At 49.0% G+C, this 16,954-nt stretch carries 17 protein-coding genes and 2 tRNA genes; 14 read left to right on the forward strand and 5 right to left on the reverse strand.

All coding sequences use genetic code 11. The features are described from left to right. The first annotated feature begins 30 nt into the window (after positions 1–30). The 5 genes from znuA (at position 31) to EHS89_RS11890 (ending at position 3,895) form a co-directional block, all read left to right on the forward strand. On the forward strand, positions 31–960 hold the full coding sequence (gene znuA / locus EHS89_RS11870) for a zinc ABC transporter substrate-binding protein ZnuA (RefSeq protein WP_170167490.1): 930 nt from the start codon (positions 31–33) through the stop codon (positions 958–960). A gap of 75 nt (positions 961–1,035) precedes the next feature. After that, positions 1,036–1,122, forward strand: a tRNA-Leu gene (locus tag EHS89_RS11875). Positions 1,123–1,202: 80 nt separating this feature from the next. Continuing rightward, positions 1,203–1,289: transfer RNA gene (locus EHS89_RS11880), tRNA-Leu, on the forward strand. Positions 1,290–1,580: 291 nt separating this feature from the next. Continuing rightward, positions 1,581–2,189: a TVP38/TMEM64 family protein gene (locus EHS89_RS11885; protein WP_124926379.1), complete on the forward strand. Its 609-nt coding sequence runs from the start codon at positions 1,581–1,583 to the stop codon at positions 2,187–2,189. 5 nt (positions 2,190–2,194) lie between these two features. Next, on the forward strand, positions 2,195–3,895 hold the full coding sequence (locus tag EHS89_RS11890; protein ID WP_124926380.1) for an amidohydrolase: 1,701 nt from the start codon (positions 2,195–2,197) through the stop codon (positions 3,893–3,895). A gap of 31 nt (positions 3,896–3,926) precedes the next feature. Here the strand turns inward: EHS89_RS11890 and EHS89_RS11895 are convergent, their stop codons facing one another. Next, positions 3,927–4,826 carry a DMT family transporter gene (locus tag EHS89_RS11895; protein WP_124926381.1) on the reverse strand — a complete coding sequence of 300 codons (900 nt, stop codon included), beginning with the start codon at positions 4,824–4,826 and terminating at the stop codon, positions 3,927–3,929. 172 nt (positions 4,827–4,998) lie between these two features. Further along, positions 4,999–5,928 (reverse strand): LysR family transcriptional regulator, encoded by a 930-nt coding sequence (locus EHS89_RS11900; protein ID WP_124926382.1) that lies wholly within the window; start codon positions 5,926–5,928, stop codon positions 4,999–5,001. Positions 5,929–6,153: 225 nt separating this feature from the next. On the opposite strand from EHS89_RS11900, the gene EHS89_RS11905 reads away from it, so the two are divergent. The 7 genes from EHS89_RS11905 (at position 6,154) to EHS89_RS11935 (ending at position 12,650) form a co-directional block, all read left to right on the forward strand. Then, positions 6,154–6,507, forward strand: a complete 354-nt coding sequence (locus EHS89_RS11905) for a RidA family protein (RefSeq protein WP_124926383.1) — start codon at positions 6,154–6,156, stop codon at positions 6,505–6,507. A gap of 75 nt (positions 6,508–6,582) precedes the next feature. Further along, a complete protein-coding gene (locus tag EHS89_RS11910; RefSeq protein WP_124926384.1) occupies positions 6,583–7,572 on the forward strand; it encodes a TRAP transporter substrate-binding protein in 990 nt (329 codons plus the stop codon). Between the two features lie 110 nt (positions 7,573–7,682). After that, on the forward strand, positions 7,683–8,270 hold the full coding sequence (locus tag EHS89_RS11915; RefSeq protein ID WP_211340332.1) for a TRAP transporter small permease: 588 nt from the start codon (positions 7,683–7,685) through the stop codon (positions 8,268–8,270). A gap of 2 nt (positions 8,271–8,272) precedes the next feature. Beyond that, a complete protein-coding gene (locus tag EHS89_RS11920) occupies positions 8,273–9,583 on the forward strand; it encodes a TRAP transporter large permease (RefSeq protein WP_124926385.1) in 1,311 nt (436 codons plus the stop codon). 124 nt (positions 9,584–9,707) lie between these two features. Continuing rightward, positions 9,708–10,988, forward strand: a complete 1,281-nt coding sequence (locus EHS89_RS11925) for an NAD(P)/FAD-dependent oxidoreductase (RefSeq protein ID WP_124926386.1) — start codon at positions 9,708–9,710, stop codon at positions 10,986–10,988. A 162-nt stretch (positions 10,989–11,150) separates the two neighbouring features. Beyond that, positions 11,151–12,119, forward strand: a complete 969-nt coding sequence (locus tag EHS89_RS11930) for a DUF3179 domain-containing protein (protein WP_229753565.1) — start codon at positions 11,151–11,153, stop codon at positions 12,117–12,119. Between the two features lie 135 nt (positions 12,120–12,254). Next, a complete protein-coding gene (locus EHS89_RS11935) occupies positions 12,255–12,650 on the forward strand; it encodes a ribonucleotide reductase subunit alpha (RefSeq protein ID WP_124926387.1) in 396 nt (131 codons plus the stop codon). Positions 12,651–12,780: 130 nt separating this feature from the next. Here EHS89_RS11935 and EHS89_RS11940 read toward each other — a convergent pair whose 3' ends face one another. Next, entirely contained in the window at positions 12,781–12,972 is a 192-nt protein-coding gene (locus tag EHS89_RS11940; protein WP_124926388.1) for an RSP_7527 family protein, read from the reverse strand. Between the two features lie 214 nt (positions 12,973–13,186). Between EHS89_RS11940 and gcvA the strand changes: the two genes are divergently transcribed. Further along, entirely contained in the window at positions 13,187–14,092 is a 906-nt protein-coding gene (gene gcvA, locus EHS89_RS11945; protein ID WP_229753567.1) for a transcriptional regulator GcvA, read from the forward strand. 108 nt (positions 14,093–14,200) lie between these two features. On the opposite strand, the gene EHS89_RS11950 is transcribed toward gcvA, so the two are convergent. After that, a complete protein-coding gene (locus EHS89_RS11950) occupies positions 14,201–14,935 on the reverse strand; it encodes a glutathione peroxidase (protein WP_124926389.1) in 735 nt (244 codons plus the stop codon). A 228-nt stretch (positions 14,936–15,163) separates the two neighbouring features. On the opposite strand from EHS89_RS11950, the gene nhaB reads away from it, so the two are divergent. After that, positions 15,164–16,672 (forward strand): sodium/proton antiporter NhaB, encoded by a 1,509-nt coding sequence (gene nhaB / locus EHS89_RS11955; RefSeq protein WP_124926390.1) that lies wholly within the window; start codon positions 15,164–15,166, stop codon positions 16,670–16,672. On the opposite strand, the gene EHS89_RS11960 is transcribed toward nhaB, so the two are convergent. Then, a complete protein-coding gene (locus EHS89_RS11960) occupies positions 16,665–16,883 on the reverse strand; it encodes a hypothetical protein (protein WP_124926391.1) in 219 nt (72 codons plus the stop codon). The genes nhaB and EHS89_RS11960 overlap by 8 nt on opposite strands. Positions 16,884–16,954: the final 71 nt, after the last annotated feature.

Here is a 16,954-nt window from a genome sequence, read left to right on the forward strand (position 1 = left end):
TCTCTTAAAATCATAGCGACATTACAACTGATGACTAACCGATTTAGCCGATATTGCTCAATTTCTCTATTTAGTGCCTGCCTGTGGACGACGGTTCCTGCTCAAGCCGAGTCAGGCATAACTGTGCTGGCGAGTATTAAACCGATTCAGTTGATAGCCGAAGAGATGTTGGGTGAGCTGGCTGACGTTAATTTGCTGCTGCCGGCGGGAAGTTCGCCGCATCATTATTCGCTTAAACCATCAGCGATTAGTCAGTTGCACAGTGCGGATCTGGTGATCTGGGGTGGTGAAGACCTGGAAATGTTTCTGCGTAAGCCGGTGAGCCAGTTATCTCAACCGGCGCTGGCGTTATTAGAGCCAGCAACAGATTCTGATGATGAGCATGATGAGCATGATGAGCACGATGAGCACGATGAGCACGATGAGCATGGCCATCAGCATCAGGGGGATCCCCATTTCTGGATGGCACCAGAACGGGCGCTGGAAGCCGCTGCTGAGATTCGGGACCGGTTGATTCAGTTACAGCCCGACCAGGCTGATGTATTGGGAGTAGCTTATCAGCGTTTTGAAAGTCGATTGCAGGAAAAAGATAAACTTTTAAAACAACAGCTTAAGCCACTTAAAGATGAGGGTTTCTTTGTTTTCCATGATGCATTTTCCGGCTTTGTTGAACACTATCAGTTAAAGCAGTTGGGGTATTTTACCGTTGATCCCGGCCGTAAGCCGGGTGCTAAACACCTGTCTGAGATCCGTCAGGCGCTGGAGCAACAGAAAGCCGTTTGTGTGTTTGTTGAACCACAGTTTAAAGCGCCGGTGGTAGAAAACCTGATTCGGGGGCTGAATATTGATGTGGGCCGCCTCGATCCTCTGGCATCAACATCGCCTACCGGGGCAACTGGTTACACGGATTACCTACAATCACTGGCAGATAGCTTCTCCGGTTGTCTGAAGAAAAATTAAAATATTTTTAAAAAAATGGCTTGTCCCTCTTCACAAATTGAGAAGCCGTCCTTATAATGCGCCCCTCTTTACGGAGCAGATGTGGTGGAATTGGTAGACACGCTAGCTTCAGGTGCTAGTGCTCGCAAGGGCGTGGGAGTTCGAGTCTCCCCATCTGCACCAATCACTTTCGGTGATTGGGCTTCGTAGAGAAAGCTATACTTTATAGCAAGGGGGCGCCCTTAAACGTGACAAGTTGTTATGCAGATGTGGTGGAATTGGTAGACACGCTAGCTTCAGGTGCTAGTGCTCGCAAGGGCGTGGGAGTTCGAGTCTCCCCATCTGCACCAACTTACTCTCCTTAAGAATTACCCTCTTCGTTTGATACCCCAATAGTTTATTGTTCGTTTGTAGAAAATATATCTTCGTTCGCTCGTATTAAGTGTTTCTGTTGGTATCTGCTTTGTCCATCCTGGTCAGTTTTGGCTGGCTGATCTTCTTACTGGCAATGTTCCGTTGAACTATTCCTCTTATTTTTATTCTCAGACAACAGGCAACGTCTTATAAGGGGGAGCTGAGTTATCAATACTGCCACTAACCGATTACTGCTATTCATTATCTTACTGATCTCACTGGCTGCAGTGGGGCTAAGCTATGCCTATCCTCCGCTGCAATATCTTCAGCAGTATATTGACCCCCAGAGTCTGGCTGGCTGGGTAAGGCAGCAGGGCTTCATCGGTATGGTTATGTTTGTCGCACTGGGTGCGATGACAGCATCATTGGGTTTGCCGCGACAACTGGTCGCGCTGATTGCAGGCTATAGTTTTGGCCTGTTGCATGGGGTTTTGCTAGCTATTAGCAGTATTAGCCTGGGGGCCTTATTAACATTCTGGTTTGCCCGATTTATTGCCCGCCCCTGGGTACTGCAACGTTACCCTGAAGCGATATCTAAAGTAGATGACTTTACCGAACAGCAGCCGTTTCTGAAGATACTGACTATTCGCTTTCTGCCTCTGGGAACCAATATGTTAACTAATCTGGCGGCGGGAACGACCAGCCTTTCAGCCGGCGTATTTTTTAGTGCATCCTTTTTGGGTTTCCTGCCTCAAACAGCCATCTTTGTTTTGGGCGGGCACGGTTTCAATATGGGGTCTACCGGGCAGCTGTTGTTTGCTGCAGGGTTACTATTGCTGTCCGCTCTGTTTTGTCTGGTGATATATCATAAACATAAGCAGCAGAGCGGAGCCTGAAAAGTATGGTTAAAGCTGCGGTCTCAGTCACGACGCTATTGCTGATACTTTTTTTAATGGCTTTTCTGAGTGGTTACACCGCTTCACCTCAGCACCGAGTCTTCATCAATGGTTCGGTGCTGACTATGGATGAAAATAACGCTGTGGTTGAAGCGGTATCGATCCGTGATGGCGTTATCGAGGCCGTAGGTAGTAATCAGGATATTCAGCAACTGATAATGACGGATACGCAGGTAACCGATCTGCAGGGTAAAGCCCTGTTGCCAGGTTTTATCGATGCGCACAGTCACTTTCCTGTTGCCGGATTTAATGCGATTTCTGCAGACCTGAGCCCTCCTCCGGTCGGTAGCACAGGGAGCATGGATCTGTTACTCGAACAGATCCGTTTGAAGACCGAATCAACCGCAGCGGGAGAGTGGATTCTGGGCTTTGGTTACGATGACTCTTCACTAAAAGAGCAGCGTCATCCTGAACGCCGGGAATTAGATAAAATAGCCCCGAACCATCCGGTATATCTCTGGCACAGCTCTGGTCACATGGGCGTCGCAAACAGTGTTGCGCTTGAGAAAATAGGCATTGATGAGGCTGCAGTCAATCCCCCCGGCGGTGTGCTCGGCAGAGATCTTATAAGCGGACGGTTAAATGGCCTGCTACAAGAGCAGGCTGCGCTGACACTGAATGATCTGATCAGTGAATTTTCAGTGATCGATTATTACCGTATTTTTGACAAGGCGACTAACGAGTATGTGAGCCAGGGCATTACGACAGCTCAAAGCGGAGGCATCAGTTTACCCCTGGCGCGTGCTTTATACTGGGCGGCGGAGTTACGTCAGTTACCCTTCAGGCTGGTGGTTTTGCCACAAGACAGGGGGTTCGGGCAGCAGTTATTGGCAGGTTCGCTTAAGGTCGAAGAGTTTAATTCTGGTCGCTTTCATATAGGTCCGGTGAAAATCGTTGCTGATGGTAGTGTGCAGGGCCGAACAGCTTTTTTAACCGAACCTTTCTATCAAAATCCTGATGATAAGCCCGGCTATCGGGGCTTCCCTGCTATATCTCAGGCAGACCTGACGTCTAAAATCGGGGCGTATCACCGAGCCGGTTTCCAGTTAGCCATTCATGGTAACGGCGATGCCGGAATCGATAATATTATTCAGGCATTCAGTGCGGCGCAAAAAGGTTTCCCGGTGACAGATCCGCGAATGATTCTGGTCCATGCGCAGATGGCCAGAGATGATCAGTTACAGGCAATGCGTCAATTAGGTATCACGCCAAGCTTCTTTCCTACCCATACCTACTTTTGGGGAGATCAGCACCTGAGTCAGTTTATGGGCCCGGAACGGGGGCCGAATATGAGTCCGACAGGCTCTGCTCTTGATATGGGACTGAAATTCAGCGTACATACGGATGCTCCGGTGACGCCAATAGATCCGCTGGGGCTATTGTGGAGCACCGTTAATCGCCGTTCGGTCACCGGTCAGCTGATTGGCGGTGAGCAGCGTATTTCTGTGATGCAGGCGCTCAGAGCAATAACGATTGATGCCGCCTGGCAGGTGTTTCAGGAAAACAATCGCGGCTCGATTGAGCCGGGAAAACTTGCCGATCTGGTTATTCTGTCGGGTAATCCTCTGTTAGCCCCCGGGGATATTCGTCAACTCAGCGTTGAGGAAACCATCGTTGGCGGCGTCACCGTATATAGTGCGCCGTAAGAAGGCTAGCCAGCCAGAGTAATTTGATCAATCAGTCGGTTTTCTGCTTTACCTGCAGCAGGGCCGTTACCATGCCAGCAGTTACCAGTATCATACCGATTATTTCTGCGCTGACTGGTTGATAGCCTAATATCAACGCACCCAGCACCATTACTCCCACAGGAGCCAGAGCGGTGAAGAGCGCTCCTTTCTCTACCCCTAGCAGTGTGACTGAGCGGATATAACAGATCAGTGCAACACCTCCGACTAACAGGCCCTGATAAAGCAATTGGAACAGCAACTGGGGTATTGAGGCCTGGCTCAGGCCGGGCTCGGTATAGAAGAAATAAAACAGCAGATAAGGTGCGGATAGAAAATTGGTTACTGCCACACCGTAAATGGCGCTAATGTTCCATCGCCGGCCAAGAAATGCGTAGCTGGCCCACATCATTGCGCCACACATAAACATCAGATCGCCAATCCAGTAGTCGTCTCTGAGGTCAGGTTGGTCGCTGGCAACGGTTGTCAGGATGATACCTGAGAGCAATAGAACTAATGCCAGGGCAAAACTGAGCTGAAACCGGCTATTGCCAAACACAAGCATCAGCAAAAATGCAAACAGGGGCACTGTTCCCAGGCTAATTGCCGCTGAATGGGTTACCGGTGCAAACACCAGTGCTGAGGTAATCACTACGCTGAAGCTGGCGCCAGCGCAGAGAGCCAGCATTAAACCTCGGGGTAGGGTTATGCCTGCGCGCTGATGCGGTTTACTGAACAGGATGACCGGTAGAAAAATAACCAGATTAGCCATGATCCGGAGAGCAGTCAGATCATAGGCATCGAGTCCGGCCGCCAGACCCAGCGATGACACGATACTGTGTCCACTCCAGATGAGGGCCGCCAACAGGCCGAACGCAATTCCTTTACGACGTGAAAGTGAATCAGAAAGCATTGATACTACCTCAACAATTAATGTTGAGAGACAGTGATGAGCTTTAATCTGGTTAGATTTACCGCTCCGAGAATAAGATTTCAGAGCCTGTTCAGCTCTAAGAGAGAGTGATGATGGTATAGCATTCAGCCCGGCTGCGGAAGGCTTAAACCCGCAAGGGTATAAGTGCTGCTCACTTCAGATCTATATCTTCCGGGCTGATCTGCTCAGTCGAGGTGATATTTGCCGTCTGGATTTCAAAGCTATTAATAAACTCTTCTGCCAGAGTCGAGATCTGCTTGTTTATTGGGTAAATGAAGCCGAAATAGAACGGAATATCGGCATTGAAATCTCTACTGATACCACCCTGCTCAGTAAACATATGGGCGGTGTAAGGGTCGACAATGGATACTCCTAACCCTTCGCTGACCAGGGCTTGCGCGGTATTAAACATCGGCGTCTCCACTAATTGATTCGGCTTAATGTTATTCGCCTGAAACGCCGCATCGATACGATAACGGGTTAATGGGTTCTGTTCGCCGATGGTAACAAAAGGTTCGTTGTTCAACTCTGTCGCGTCGACACTGGATTGTGCTGAAAAGCGATGGTCATTTCGGCAGATAAGTTTACAGGCGGTTCGGTAGCAGCGATAAAAAGATATCTCACGGGTATCGACCGGCAGCATGACAATACCCAGATCAAATTGTTGAGAACCGATCAGTTTTGCCGCCTCAATGGATGTGCAGGGGTTTAGTGTCAGCGAAACCTCTTCATGCTGACGTAAAAAGCCGCTAACAACACGGGGCAGAATACTGTAAGCCAGCGCCGGCATCGCGGCGATGCGAAGTCGACCGGTACGCAGTGTTTTGATCTGATCGACGCTCTGAGATAGCTGATCAAGCCCCATAAAGTGGCGCTTAACTTCAAGATACAGTGCCTCGGCTTCCGGTGTGGGAAACAAGCGGCTGCTGCGCCGTTCAAACAGTGCGAAGCCGCAGGTTTCCTCCAGGTCTTTTATCAGCCGGGTAACCGCGGGTTGAGATATGTAGAGCATCTTTGCCGCCCCAACCATACTGCCGGATATCATGACCGCCCGAAATGCTGAGATCTGCTTTGCATTCATAGAGTTAACTGCCTTAGCTCATATTTCATCGTTATAGCCTATAACATTGGCTGATAGATCGATATAAATATTGTATTAGAAATTATCGGTCGAGCTGTCAATAATGTTTAGCAAGAGAGACAGTCTGGTTATTAATTAGCCAGCGAGAATAAGAATACACAGAGAACTGAGTGACTTGGTAATTGAGCGCTTAGGTTTCTGAAAAATTGAACAGGAGAGTAAATAATGGCTGTAGATCGTATCGGAACAGGTACCCGTATGAGCCGCGCGGTAATCCATAACGGCACCGCTTATTTTTGTGGCCAGGTACCGAAAGATGAAACGGCCGATATGACAGGTCAGACCATTACCGTCCTGGAAAAAATCGAAGATCTGCTGGCTGAAGTTGGCAGTGATAAGAAAAGTATTTTGTCGGTCACCATCTATGTTAACAACATGGCTGAGTTTGCCGAGATGAATGCCGTCTGGGATAGCTGGGTTGCACCGGGTTTTGCCCCAGCCCGTGCCTGCGTTGAAGCACAGATGGCGCGTCCTGAATTGAAAGTAGAAATGTCGGTCGTTGCTGCAATTAATGCATAGACTACTGACAGCTATTCCTGCCTGAAAACTATAACAACGTTTAAAATAGACAATAACAATAATTGAGGAATCGAAATGCGACACTCACTCCGTAAGTTGGCGAAAGCAGTAGCGATCACATCAATCGCTGTAACCAGCACCTTGTCCATGGCGGCAGAGAAGTGGGATATGCCGATGGCTTATACCGACTCCAACTTCCATACCCAGAATGGCAAATCCTTCGCCGAAGCGATCACGATGGCTACTAGCGGCAAGCTGGAAGTTAAAGTACATGGTGGCGGATCACTGTTTAAGGGTAGCGAGATTAAGCGTGCAGTGCAGACTGGTCAGGCGCCGATCGGCGAACGTATCTTGTCAGGCCATGCCAATGAAGATGCGGTGTTCGGCTTTGATTCAGTGCCTTTCCTGGCGACCTCTTTTGAAGAGTCTGAAACGCTGTGGAAAGCAGCCCGTCCGCATCTGGAAAAGTTGTTAGACAAACACAATCTGGTACTGTTGTACTCAGTGCCTTGGCCTCCACAAGGTATTTATACCAAGAAAGAGCTGAACTCATTGTCAGATCTTGGTGGTGTGAAATTCCGTTCTTATAACAATGCCACCGCTCGTCTGGCGGAACTGGCCGGTGCGATTCCGGTACAGGTTGAAGCCTCTGAACTGAGCCAGGCGCTGTCTACCGGTGTTGCTGAATCATTCGTATCCTCCGGTGCAACCGGCTTTGACCGTAAAGTATGGGAGCAGCTGACCCATCACTATGTGGTTAATGCCTGGTTGCCGCGTAACTACATCTTCGTCAACAAACAGGCTTGGAATGGCCTGGATGAAGAGACTCAAAACATCGTACGTGGTATCTCTCTGATGGCTGAAAAGGCCGGTGCAGCTCGCTCTGAGCAGCTGACAGGCTGGTATCTTGAGCAGCTGTCCAGCAACGGAATGACAGTGACTGAAGCGGGTGATCAACTGCGTGATGATCTGAAGAAAGTGGGTGAGACTATGACCGCAGAGTGGCTGGAAAGCGCTGGTGAAGTCGGTCAGGCAATCATCAACGACTATAACGCAGCTAAGTAACTAATTAGTTACATACTGCTGACGTTTATTACCCTCCCAAAGCTTTAACCTCGCCGGTTACTGTACCCAGACAATGCAGTAACCGGCATTTTTTCCTATCGGGTATTTCTATGAATATGCATACACAGACTAAACTGGAAGGATCTGAATCCTCAATCCGGTTAAAAGGACCTGCCCGTATGATTCGCAAAGTGCTGAATGGCTTGTATAAAGGTTGTGGTGCGATTGCTGCACTGTTTCTGTTGGCGATCTTGTTTATCATCATTGCGCAGATGGTCGCCCGCTGGAGCGGGGTTCAGTTTCCCGGCTCAGCCAATTATGCGGGTTACTGCATGGCAGCGGCATCCTTTTTTGCCCTGGCCTATACGCTGAATCATAACGCACACATCCGGGTCACACTGTTTTTATCTAGACTGAAAGGCTGGCCGCGTCACCTGGCAGACCTCTGGTGTCTTGGCATCGCCTGTTTTCTATCCTCTTACCTGGCATTTTATGCCTGTAAGAACGTTTATATCTCACATCTGATCCATGATATTTCCCAGGGACAGGATGCGATGCCGCTGTGGATTCCTCAGCTGTCTGTCGCGATCGGCAGCGTGGTATTTGCGATCGCCCTGTGGGACCATTTTATTCGTACATTGCTGTTCAGAGATGACACCTTTGCCGAAGACCATCATGTAGAAGGCGAGGAGTTCTGATTATGAATGAAGTACTTGCAACCGGTATTTTTCTGTTTACGTTGTTTTTCCTGTTAGGCAGCGGCGTATGGATAGGTCTGGCCCTGTTGGGTGTGGCCTATGTTGGCATGGAGCTGTTCACCGCACGTCCGGTGGGTGATGCCATGATCACTGCGATCTGGTCCAGCTCGTCGGGTTGGTCGCTGACCGCCCTGCCCTTGTTTATCTGGATGGGAGAGATCCTGTACCGGACCCGACTATCGGAAGATATGTTCCGCGGTCTGGCGCCCTGGATGTCACCTCTGCCGGGTGGCTTGCTGCATACTAATGTGGTTGGCTCGACTATTTTTGCCGCGGTATCCGGCTCATCGGCAGCGACACTGACGACGGTCGGCAAGATGTCGATTCCTGAGCTGAACAAGCGCGGTTATCCGGAGTTTATGATCTTCGGTACGCTGGTGGGCTCTGCAACTCTGGGGCTTATGATTCCGCCATCACTGACACTGATTGTGTATGGCGTAACCATTAATGAGTCGATCTCTAAGCTGTTTATGGCGGGTATTCTGCCGGGCATAACCCTGGCTGGCATGTTTATGTTGTATGTCGCTGCCTGGTCATACTTTAAGCCGGAGCAGGTACCACCCCGCGAGTCGAAATTGAACCTGGCTCAAAAGATTAAAGAATCGCGTTTCCTGATTCCGGTAATTTTGTTGATCGGTGTGGTGATCGGTTCAATCTATACCGGTACTGCAACGGCGACTGAATCTGCCGCCTTCGGTGTAGTCGGCGCAATGACGCTGGCGATATTCCAGGGTTCACTGACCAAAGATACCTTTATTCAGAGCCTGATGGGCGCGACCCGTACCTCTTGTATGATCGCGTTGATACTGGCAGGTGCAGCGTTTCTGGCACTGGCGATGGGCTTTACCGGCCTGCCAGCGGTCGCTGCTGAGTTTATTGCTGACCTGGAACTATCGCCACTGACCCTGATACTGGCTCTGATGGTGTTTTATATCATTCTGGGCTGTTTCCTTGATGGTATTTCATCGGTGGTGCTGACCATGGCGGTCGTTGAACCGATGGTTCGTCAGGCGGGTATCGACTTGCTCTGGTTTGGTATCTTCATCGTGGTCGTAGTAGAGATGGCGCAGATCACGCCGCCCATCGGCTTTAATCTGTTCGTATTGCAGGGGATGACTCGCAAATCGATCGGTTATATCGCCCGTTGTGCTTTCCCGATGTTCCTGATCATGGTGGTGATGGTGGGTATCCTAATCACCTTCCCTGAACTGGCAACTTATCTGCCTGAAAATATGCGCCAGGCACCGGGTTGATTTAGTCCCCGAAAAAGCGGGGTTCTTACTGAGCCCCGTTGTTCTCTGATTTGAAACTTTATATTTCCTGACTGTTTCGGGAATAAGGCCCCCGTTTGTCCGGGGTAGATAATCAAGGTGAGTTATGAGCCAACAAAACAGTCCAGATGCGGCCCCGGCCGTGAGTTCAGCGGCGGATGTTACTGTCGTAGGCGCAGGCATTATCGGAATATCCTGTGCTCTGGCGCTGCAGAAAAAAGGTTTGAGTGTCAGGGTTGTGGATAAGCTGGGGCCGGGTGAAGGAACCTCTTTCGGTAATGCCGGTGTGATTGCTGAATGTGGTTGTGTTCCCGTTAACCTGCCGGGCTTTGCCTGGAAGGTGCCAGGCCTGATGCTGGATTCTCACGGCCCGCTATCAATTCCGATGAGTTACATGCATAAGGCGGCACCCTGGGGGTTATCGTTTATCTGGAATAGCCGTACCCGTCACTTTAATCGGGTTGCCGATGCGTTGGATAGCATTCTGCGTGACGCGACTCAGAAACATCTGCAACAGGCGCGTGAGAACAACGCAGAAGACTGGGTTAAGGCGTCGCCGTACTATTATCTGTATCGGGATGAAGATAATTTTAAGGCGGACAGCGTAGCCTGGAATGCTCGAGAGAGCCGAGGTATCTCCTATGATGTAGTACAAGGTTCAGCGCTACATCAGCAGGAACCCGGAGTCTCTGATCAGTTTAATTATGCGTTGTCTTTGCATAACCATGGCTTTGTTCGTAGTCCTGAGAAACTGGTCAAAACCCTGGCCGACTCTTTTGTTGCCAAGGGCGGCCAGATTCAGTTGGCGGATATCAGAGATATTCAGATTACCGATGGCCAGCCTTCTGCTCTGATTACCCATAAGGAAACTTTACCGGTTAAACAGTTGGTCATCGCAGCGGGTGTCTGGTCACGTAAGCTGGCAGCTAAGCTGGACCGTGATATCCCACTGCAGTCGGAGCGGGGTTATCATATTGAGGTACGTAATCCGGGTATAACCCTGCATAGCCCTATTATGTTTGCCGATGGTAAATTGGTGGCAACGCCGATGGAAAATGGTATTCGCTTTGCCGGGCTGGTGGAGTTTGGCGACCTGGAAGCTGAGCCTAACGAGGAATTCTGCCACCGCCTGTTTTACCACGCCAAACGCTTGTTTCCTCAGATCAATACTGAAGATTACACCGAGTGGATGGGGCATAGGCCATCCCTGCCTGATAGCTTGCCGGTAATCGGCTGTTCGCAGAATTATGGCAATGTGTTTTATGCCTTTGGACATCAGCATATGGGCCTGACACTTGGACCTCATACCGGTGAATTAATCGCTCAGCTGGTCACCGGTGAACAGCCTGATATTGATCTTACCCCCTTCAGTATCAGCCGTTTCTGAATCATCCATAAGGGGTTGTTACCACAGCCCCTTTTTAAGATCTTACCTCCAGCTCTTTGCTTCAGCTCCTTTCTTCAAATAACGGCATGATTTGAATTTTTCACCTAGATTAAACTCTAACGGCTTAGCATTTCTAGCAAATGTCCGGGTTGGGAGAGCAATATGCGGAGTGAAAAATCTACCTGCTTGTGGGCTTATAAAGTGTCGATACTGTTTCTGCTATTGATGCTTCAGCCTGTCGGTACATTTGCCCGATCTCTGAATGGTTTTGACCTGTCGGAAAGTCTTATCTATTCGGGACATATAATGCCTGGGGGGCCCGCTAAAGATGGTATCCCTGCCATTGATAAGCCTGAGTTTGATACGGTCAAAGCGGCTGACTGGCTGACCCCAGAAAGTCGTGTGCTGGGGGTAGTGCATAACGGTATTGCCAAGGCTTACCCCATCGCGATTCTTAACTGGCATGAGATAGTCAATGATCGTTTTGCCGGGGAGGCGGTGGTGATCACTTATTGCCCCTTGTGTGGCAGCGGCGTGGTGTATCGCGGCAGTGATGGCGAGAGGGTCCTTAGCTTTGGTGTCTCCGGGCTGCTCTACAATAATGATATCCTGCTGTATGACAGACAGACCGATTCTTTATGGTCGCAACTGCATAATCAGGCGATATCGGGTCCCTTGAAAGGTTCTCGTCTGACGCAGCTGCCCTCTTCCCATGTCCGCTGGGAGGTTTGGCGTGAGCAATATCCGGATACTATCGTGCTGAACCGTAATACCGGTGCAGTCAGGGATTATCGGCGCAACCCTTATTACGGCTATGAAGAGAGTCCACAGTTACTTTTTCCAGTTGAGTTTCTGAGTAATACTTTGCATCCGAAAGAACGGGTTATTGGTATCGAGCTGAATGGTATTACTAAAGCCTACCCTTTTTCTGAATTGGCCAAGCGAGGTGATAGCGGAACAATTGATGACCTGCTGGGCGGCGTTCCCATCCTGATTGAATATGATGCTGAGCAGCGTGAAGGCAAGGTCTCTCTGGCTGGAGAGGAGTTGGTAACAACCAATTTGTTCTGGTTTGCCTGGTATGCATTCAACCCTGCAACCCTAATATTCCGGGCTGAACCGACTGATTGAAAATCAATATCCAGTATTGATGACTTCCTATACCTCCAATGAATTCAGGGTTCTGGGGTAAGAGGTGATATATATCAAGCCATGGATGTGCAGAGCAGGTACTCTGTTGCACAGTGATAAACAGAGGTAAAAAACATGATTTCCAAGTTTTCCGATCTGCTGGAGATGGCAGCTACTCAGGATGAACCCCAGCGCTTACTGATGCTGTTTGCTAAGGCTGAAGGTGGTTCATCAAACCCGAAGAAGCAGCGTAAACAGCAGCACGGTACTATTGAGCCAGTCATGTGTGTTGATAAGTTGCCTGAAGAGATCGAATCATTCAAAGCGCTGGTAGCAGAAGCGGATAACATCTCTAAAGAGTGGAATTTCATCATTGTAGCCGGATTGGCTGGTGAGAATGGTCAGGCACCGACGACAGAAGATGCTGATCCATACCTGAACCAGATGGCTAACGGTCTGACCATGGGTGAAGACCTGTCCCGTTACCTGATCTTTGATCGGGATGAAAATCCGATTGTGATGCAAGAGTAATAGTCATTGAAATAAAAAAGGCCTCTTCTTAGAGGCCTTTTTTGTTTTTACAGAATAAAAAAAGGGCTACAAATCTGTAGCCCAAAGGAGTCTCGTTTTGACCGTTACGGTCCCGAATGAACGAGTGCTGTTAAACTGATGCCTGGTGAATAAAACCCTGGCGGGCAAACATCTTCGCTTTCAGGTTTTTAAACCAGCTGGAAATTGATGTGCCTAATTCAGCCAGAGCTTCACCGCGTAGAGTGTGGGCCTGACCGATGTAGTAGTCGGTATCGATGTTGTCGTGCTTGTCTAACTTAATATCAACGTAGTAATTCTGCATTTTTTACACCAAGAAATATTTAACTAACATCGTCATTAATACGATGGGAAATCTACGACTCAATCTGCCGGGTTAACTAGAAGTTTTCTCAAACCTTAGTCAGACAGAGAGTTAAGCTAGATCGCCTCTGATTTGATGGTTATACTAAGGTCGTACTGATTATAAAACAAACGACAGTTTTTCAGGTTAATGGTGAAATATATTCACTAGTGAGGTGTTTATCAGACGTCTGCCCCCGCTCAATGCTTTACGTAGCTTTGAATCTGCTGCCCGCCTGGGTAGCTTTAATCGTGCCGCAGAGGAACTGTTTGTTACTCCTTCTGCCATCAGCCATCAGATTAAGTCACTTGAGGAATATCTGGGTCTTAAGCTTTTTCATCGGGAAAAGCGTCAGGTGCAGATTACGGTGGCGGGTGAAAAGTATCTGGTGGCGGTGCAGCATGCACTGGATGAGCTGGATGGTGCGACCCGACGTCTGATGTCTGCCCCTAATACCAGTGCGGTAACATTTGAAGCGCCTCCCGCTTTTCTTAACCGGTGGCTGATGCCGCGGATCAAAGATTTTCAGGCACTATACCCGGATGTGGAGCTACGGCTTAGTGCGGGTGGTGTCAGTTATATCGATTTTGATCACAGCGATCTGGATATGGCGGTGTTCTTCGGTGATCAGCCCCTGGAAAATGTTGAATCTCACCTGGTGCACCGCTCGGTTGTGGTGCCAGTTTGTAGTCCTCGCTTGCTTGATGATCAGAAGGTCGAAAGTATTGCCGATCTGCGCAATCAAACCCTGATCCATGTTTCCAGTCGACGTAATGAATGGCAGCGTCTGTTACGGCAAGCCAATGTAAGTATGACCGGGCATGAAAAGGGATTGTCCTTTTCCAGCACTCAGCTGGCGTTGGGCGCTGCCTTGGAAGGGCTGGGGATTGCGTTGTCCGATAAAGCGCTAATCAGTCGGGAATTACAGTACGGCCAGTTAGTTAAACCGGTCGATGCTGAGTTGTTAACCGGTAAAGCGTTCTATCTTATCTACCCCAAGGGCCGTCAGTTAACTTATGGCATGCGGGTATTCAGAGACTGGTTGCTGGATGTGATGGGGTTAAGCGAAGGAGTAAAATAAAGGATTGAAGTAAGGGGATTGAACTATTGTGTACACTCTTTAGAGCGTCGCTTTAGCGCACAGCCCGGCAGGAATACCGGGCTGTGTTCGGATATAGCTTAATTCGGTTTATTTATTAAAATAGTTTTCTAACTCATCGGCACCGCCGATTAGCTGTCCATCGATGAATACCTGTGGCGTAGTACCCCGACCGCTGATAGCCGTGAGTGAGCTATAGCTAATACCGTTGCTACCCAGTTCAACCTCTTCGTAATTGAAACCTTTTTCGGTTAGCAGTTTCTTAGCCCGGGTGCAGTGTGGGCAACCTGGTTTTGTGAGAATGCTAACCCGTTTAGGCTGCTCTGCATTCGGGTTGATATAGTCGAGCATGGTATCAGCATCGGAAACCTGGAATGGATCGCCTGGCAGATCGGGTTCAATAAATTGTTTTTCGATTACGCCATCGACAACCAGCATGGAATAACGCCAGCTACGATCGCCAAAGCCTAGTGTCTCTTTATTAACCAGCATATCCATACCCCGGCTGAACTCACCGCTGCCATCGGGAATAAAGCGGATGTTTTCTGCACCCTGATCCGCCTGCCATGCATTCATGACAAAGGTATCATTAACGGAAAGACAGATAATGCTATCAATGCCCTCTTTGGCAAAGACCGGTGCAAGTTCGTTATAGCGCGGCAAATGAGTCGTTGAGCAGGTGGGTGTAAAAGCACCTGGCAGCGCAAACAGAATGACTTTCTTACCTGCAAACAGCTCATCGCTGCTAATGTCTACCCATTGGTTGTTCTGTTGTGTGTGAAAAGTAACAGATGGTATGGCCTGACCTTCTTTATTCGCTAGCATTGTCTTTTCCTCTGTTTGAGCTTGAATTCGGCTTTGTTCGTTCGATGGGTATATATTGTCAAAATCGGTGTTTTTAATAAAATTAATTAAAGCTAATTGTTTTATAGCTATAGGCAATCTAGATGTTGGTGAGCTTACGCCAGAATGGCAAGCTGGCTGGTTAAACCCGGCTAAATCGCTTAAAGTGTGCGCCTTTCTGCACAGCCATAACTAATACCGGTTTTCATCATGCAATCGCTCCACCCCTTGATTCAGGCCCTTTATAAGAACTTTCTGGGTAATTCGCCAACCTGGTATAAGCTGACGATCATCAGCTTTCTGATTGCTAACCCTTTGATTCTGATGGTTTCAGGACCTGTTATTACCGGTTGGGTGCTGATCTTTGAGTTTATCTTTACCCTGGCGATGGCGCTGAAATGTTACCCCCTACAGCCAGGTGGACTTCTGGCAATAGAAGCAGTGGCTATACATCTGACCGAGCCTTTGGATATATATCGGGAAATCGCGGCGAATCTGCCGGTAATTCTGCTACTGATGTTTATGGTGGCAGGTATCTACTTTATGAAAAGCATGCTGTTGTTTGTCTTTACCAAGATATTGCTGAGCGTGCGCAATAAAGTCCTGCTTTCAGTACTGTTTACCCTGATGGGTGCTGTGCTCTCTGCGTTTTTGGATGCTTTGACCGTTACTGCCGTACTGATCAGTGCATTTGTAGGCTTTTACTCGGTCTACCATCGGGTCGCCTCAGGCCGCCGCCCTGGTGATGATCATGATCACTCTAATGATGATCATCTGCATGATGATCATCGGGATGAGTTGAACCGGTTTCGTGCTTTCCTACGCAGCTTACTAATGCATGGCGCTGTAGGTACTGCACTAGGGGGTGTGAGTACCTTAGTAGGCGAACCGCAGAACCTGCTAATCGGTGAAAAGATGGGTTGGGACTTTATCGACTTCTTCACTTATGTAGCACCGGTATCGATGCCGGTTCTGGTGGCCGGTGTTTTGACCACTGTTGTGTTGGAAAAAACCGGCTGGTTTGGTTATGGCTCTCTCATTCCTGAACCTGTATATAACATTCTGAAAGAGTTCGATGAATCACAGCAAGCCAATTGGGGCTGGAAGCAATGGGCGGAGCTCTATGTGCAGTTTGCCGTCGCGATTTTCCTGATCTGTGGTCTGGCGTTTCATCTGGCTGAAGTCGGCATTATCGGTCTGACAGTCATCGTTCTACTGACCAGCTTTAACGGTATTACCGAAGAGCATCGTATTGGTAAGGCCTTTGAAGAATCTCTGCCCTTTACCGCCCTGCTGGTGGTGTTTTTTACCATCGTTTCGGTTATCCACGAGCAGCATCTGTTTACCCCGATAATCGAATGGGTACTGCAACAGGATCTGCGTAGCCAGCCGGCGATGTTCTTTATGGCGAACGGCCTGTTATCAGCAATCAGTGATAACGTGTTTGTGGCGACTGTTTATATAAATGAGGTTGCCGAAGCTTTTCGTTTAGGGCATGTCAGCCGGGATCACTTTGATAGTCTGGCTATCGCAATTAATACCGGCACTAACCTACCGAGTGTCGCAACGCCAAACGGCCAGGCAGCATTTCTGTTTCTGTTGACCTCAGTAGTAGCGCCCTTGGTACGGTTGTCTTACATGCGAATGGTCTTTATGGCGCTGCCCTACACTATCGTACTGACGACAACGGGCCTACTGGCGGTTATTTACTTTATCTAAGTAACCATTGCCAGAACTGCTGCAACAATGATGGCTGTGCAACGATAGCTATTGCCTGTGCCTGTTGCTGTCGTAGCGCTTCCCTTCTTTCCCATGCGGCATTGGCACGGGTTGCATAGTCTGCCTGCTGGCGCGCGCTGAGGTGGGTTGAATGGCCGAGCGGGCTGCGTCTTTTTGAGCTGCGAGGGCTGGCTTTAGGGGAGCTGCACATAGGGCTGACCTCTTCTTTCCATCTTCTTGAGATAGCCCCAGTATGCAGTGTCTCTCTGAATTCAGCCTGAA

It is taken from the genome of Amphritea balenae, assembly GCF_003858655.1.
GTDB classification, from domain to species: domain Bacteria; phylum Pseudomonadota; class Gammaproteobacteria; order Pseudomonadales; family Balneatricaceae; genus Amphritea; species Amphritea balenae.

Bases quoted from the DNA above. Each gene is read 5' to 3' on its own strand.
- EHS89_RS11910 (WP_124926384.1), top strand. From the start codon at position 6,583: ATGCGACACTCACTCCGTAAGTTGGCGAAAGCAGTAGCGATCACATCA.
- EHS89_RS11925 (WP_124926386.1), top strand. From the start codon at position 9,708: ATGAGCCAACAAAACAGTCCAGATGCGGCCCCGGCCGTGAGTTCAGCG.
- EHS89_RS11900 (WP_124926382.1), bottom strand. From the start codon at position 5,928: ATGAATGCAAAGCAGATCTCAGCATTTCGGGCGGTCATGATATCCGGC.
- EHS89_RS11960 (WP_124926391.1), bottom strand. From the start codon at position 16,883: ATGTGCAGCTCCCCTAAAGCCAGCCCTCGCAGCTCAAAAAGACGCAGC.
- EHS89_RS11940 (WP_124926388.1), bottom strand. From the start codon at position 12,972: ATGCAGAATTACTACGTTGATATTAAGTTAGACAAGCACGACAACATC.
- EHS89_RS11920 (WP_124926385.1), top strand. From the start codon at position 8,273: ATGAATGAAGTACTTGCAACCGGTATTTTTCTGTTTACGTTGTTTTTC.
- EHS89_RS11895 (WP_124926381.1), bottom strand. From the start codon at position 4,826: ATGCTTTCTGATTCACTTTCACGTCGTAAAGGAATTGCGTTCGGCCTG.
- EHS89_RS11935 (WP_124926387.1), top strand. From the start codon at position 12,255: ATGATTTCCAAGTTTTCCGATCTGCTGGAGATGGCAGCTACTCAGGAT.
- znuA (WP_170167490.1), top strand. From the start codon at position 31: ATGACTAACCGATTTAGCCGATATTGCTCAATTTCTCTATTTAGTGCC.
- EHS89_RS11890 (WP_124926380.1), top strand. From the start codon at position 2,195: ATGGTTAAAGCTGCGGTCTCAGTCACGACGCTATTGCTGATACTTTTT.
- EHS89_RS11950 (WP_124926389.1), bottom strand. From the start codon at position 14,935: ATGCTAGCGAATAAAGAAGGTCAGGCCATACCATCTGTTACTTTTCAC.
- EHS89_RS11915 (WP_211340332.1), top strand. From the start codon at position 7,683: ATGAATATGCATACACAGACTAAACTGGAAGGATCTGAATCCTCAATC.
- nhaB (WP_124926390.1), top strand. From the start codon at position 15,164: ATGCAATCGCTCCACCCCTTGATTCAGGCCCTTTATAAGAACTTTCTG.
- EHS89_RS11930 (WP_229753565.1), top strand. From the start codon at position 11,151: ATGCGGAGTGAAAAATCTACCTGCTTGTGGGCTTATAAAGTGTCGATA.
- EHS89_RS11905 (WP_124926383.1), top strand. From the start codon at position 6,154: ATGGCTGTAGATCGTATCGGAACAGGTACCCGTATGAGCCGCGCGGTA.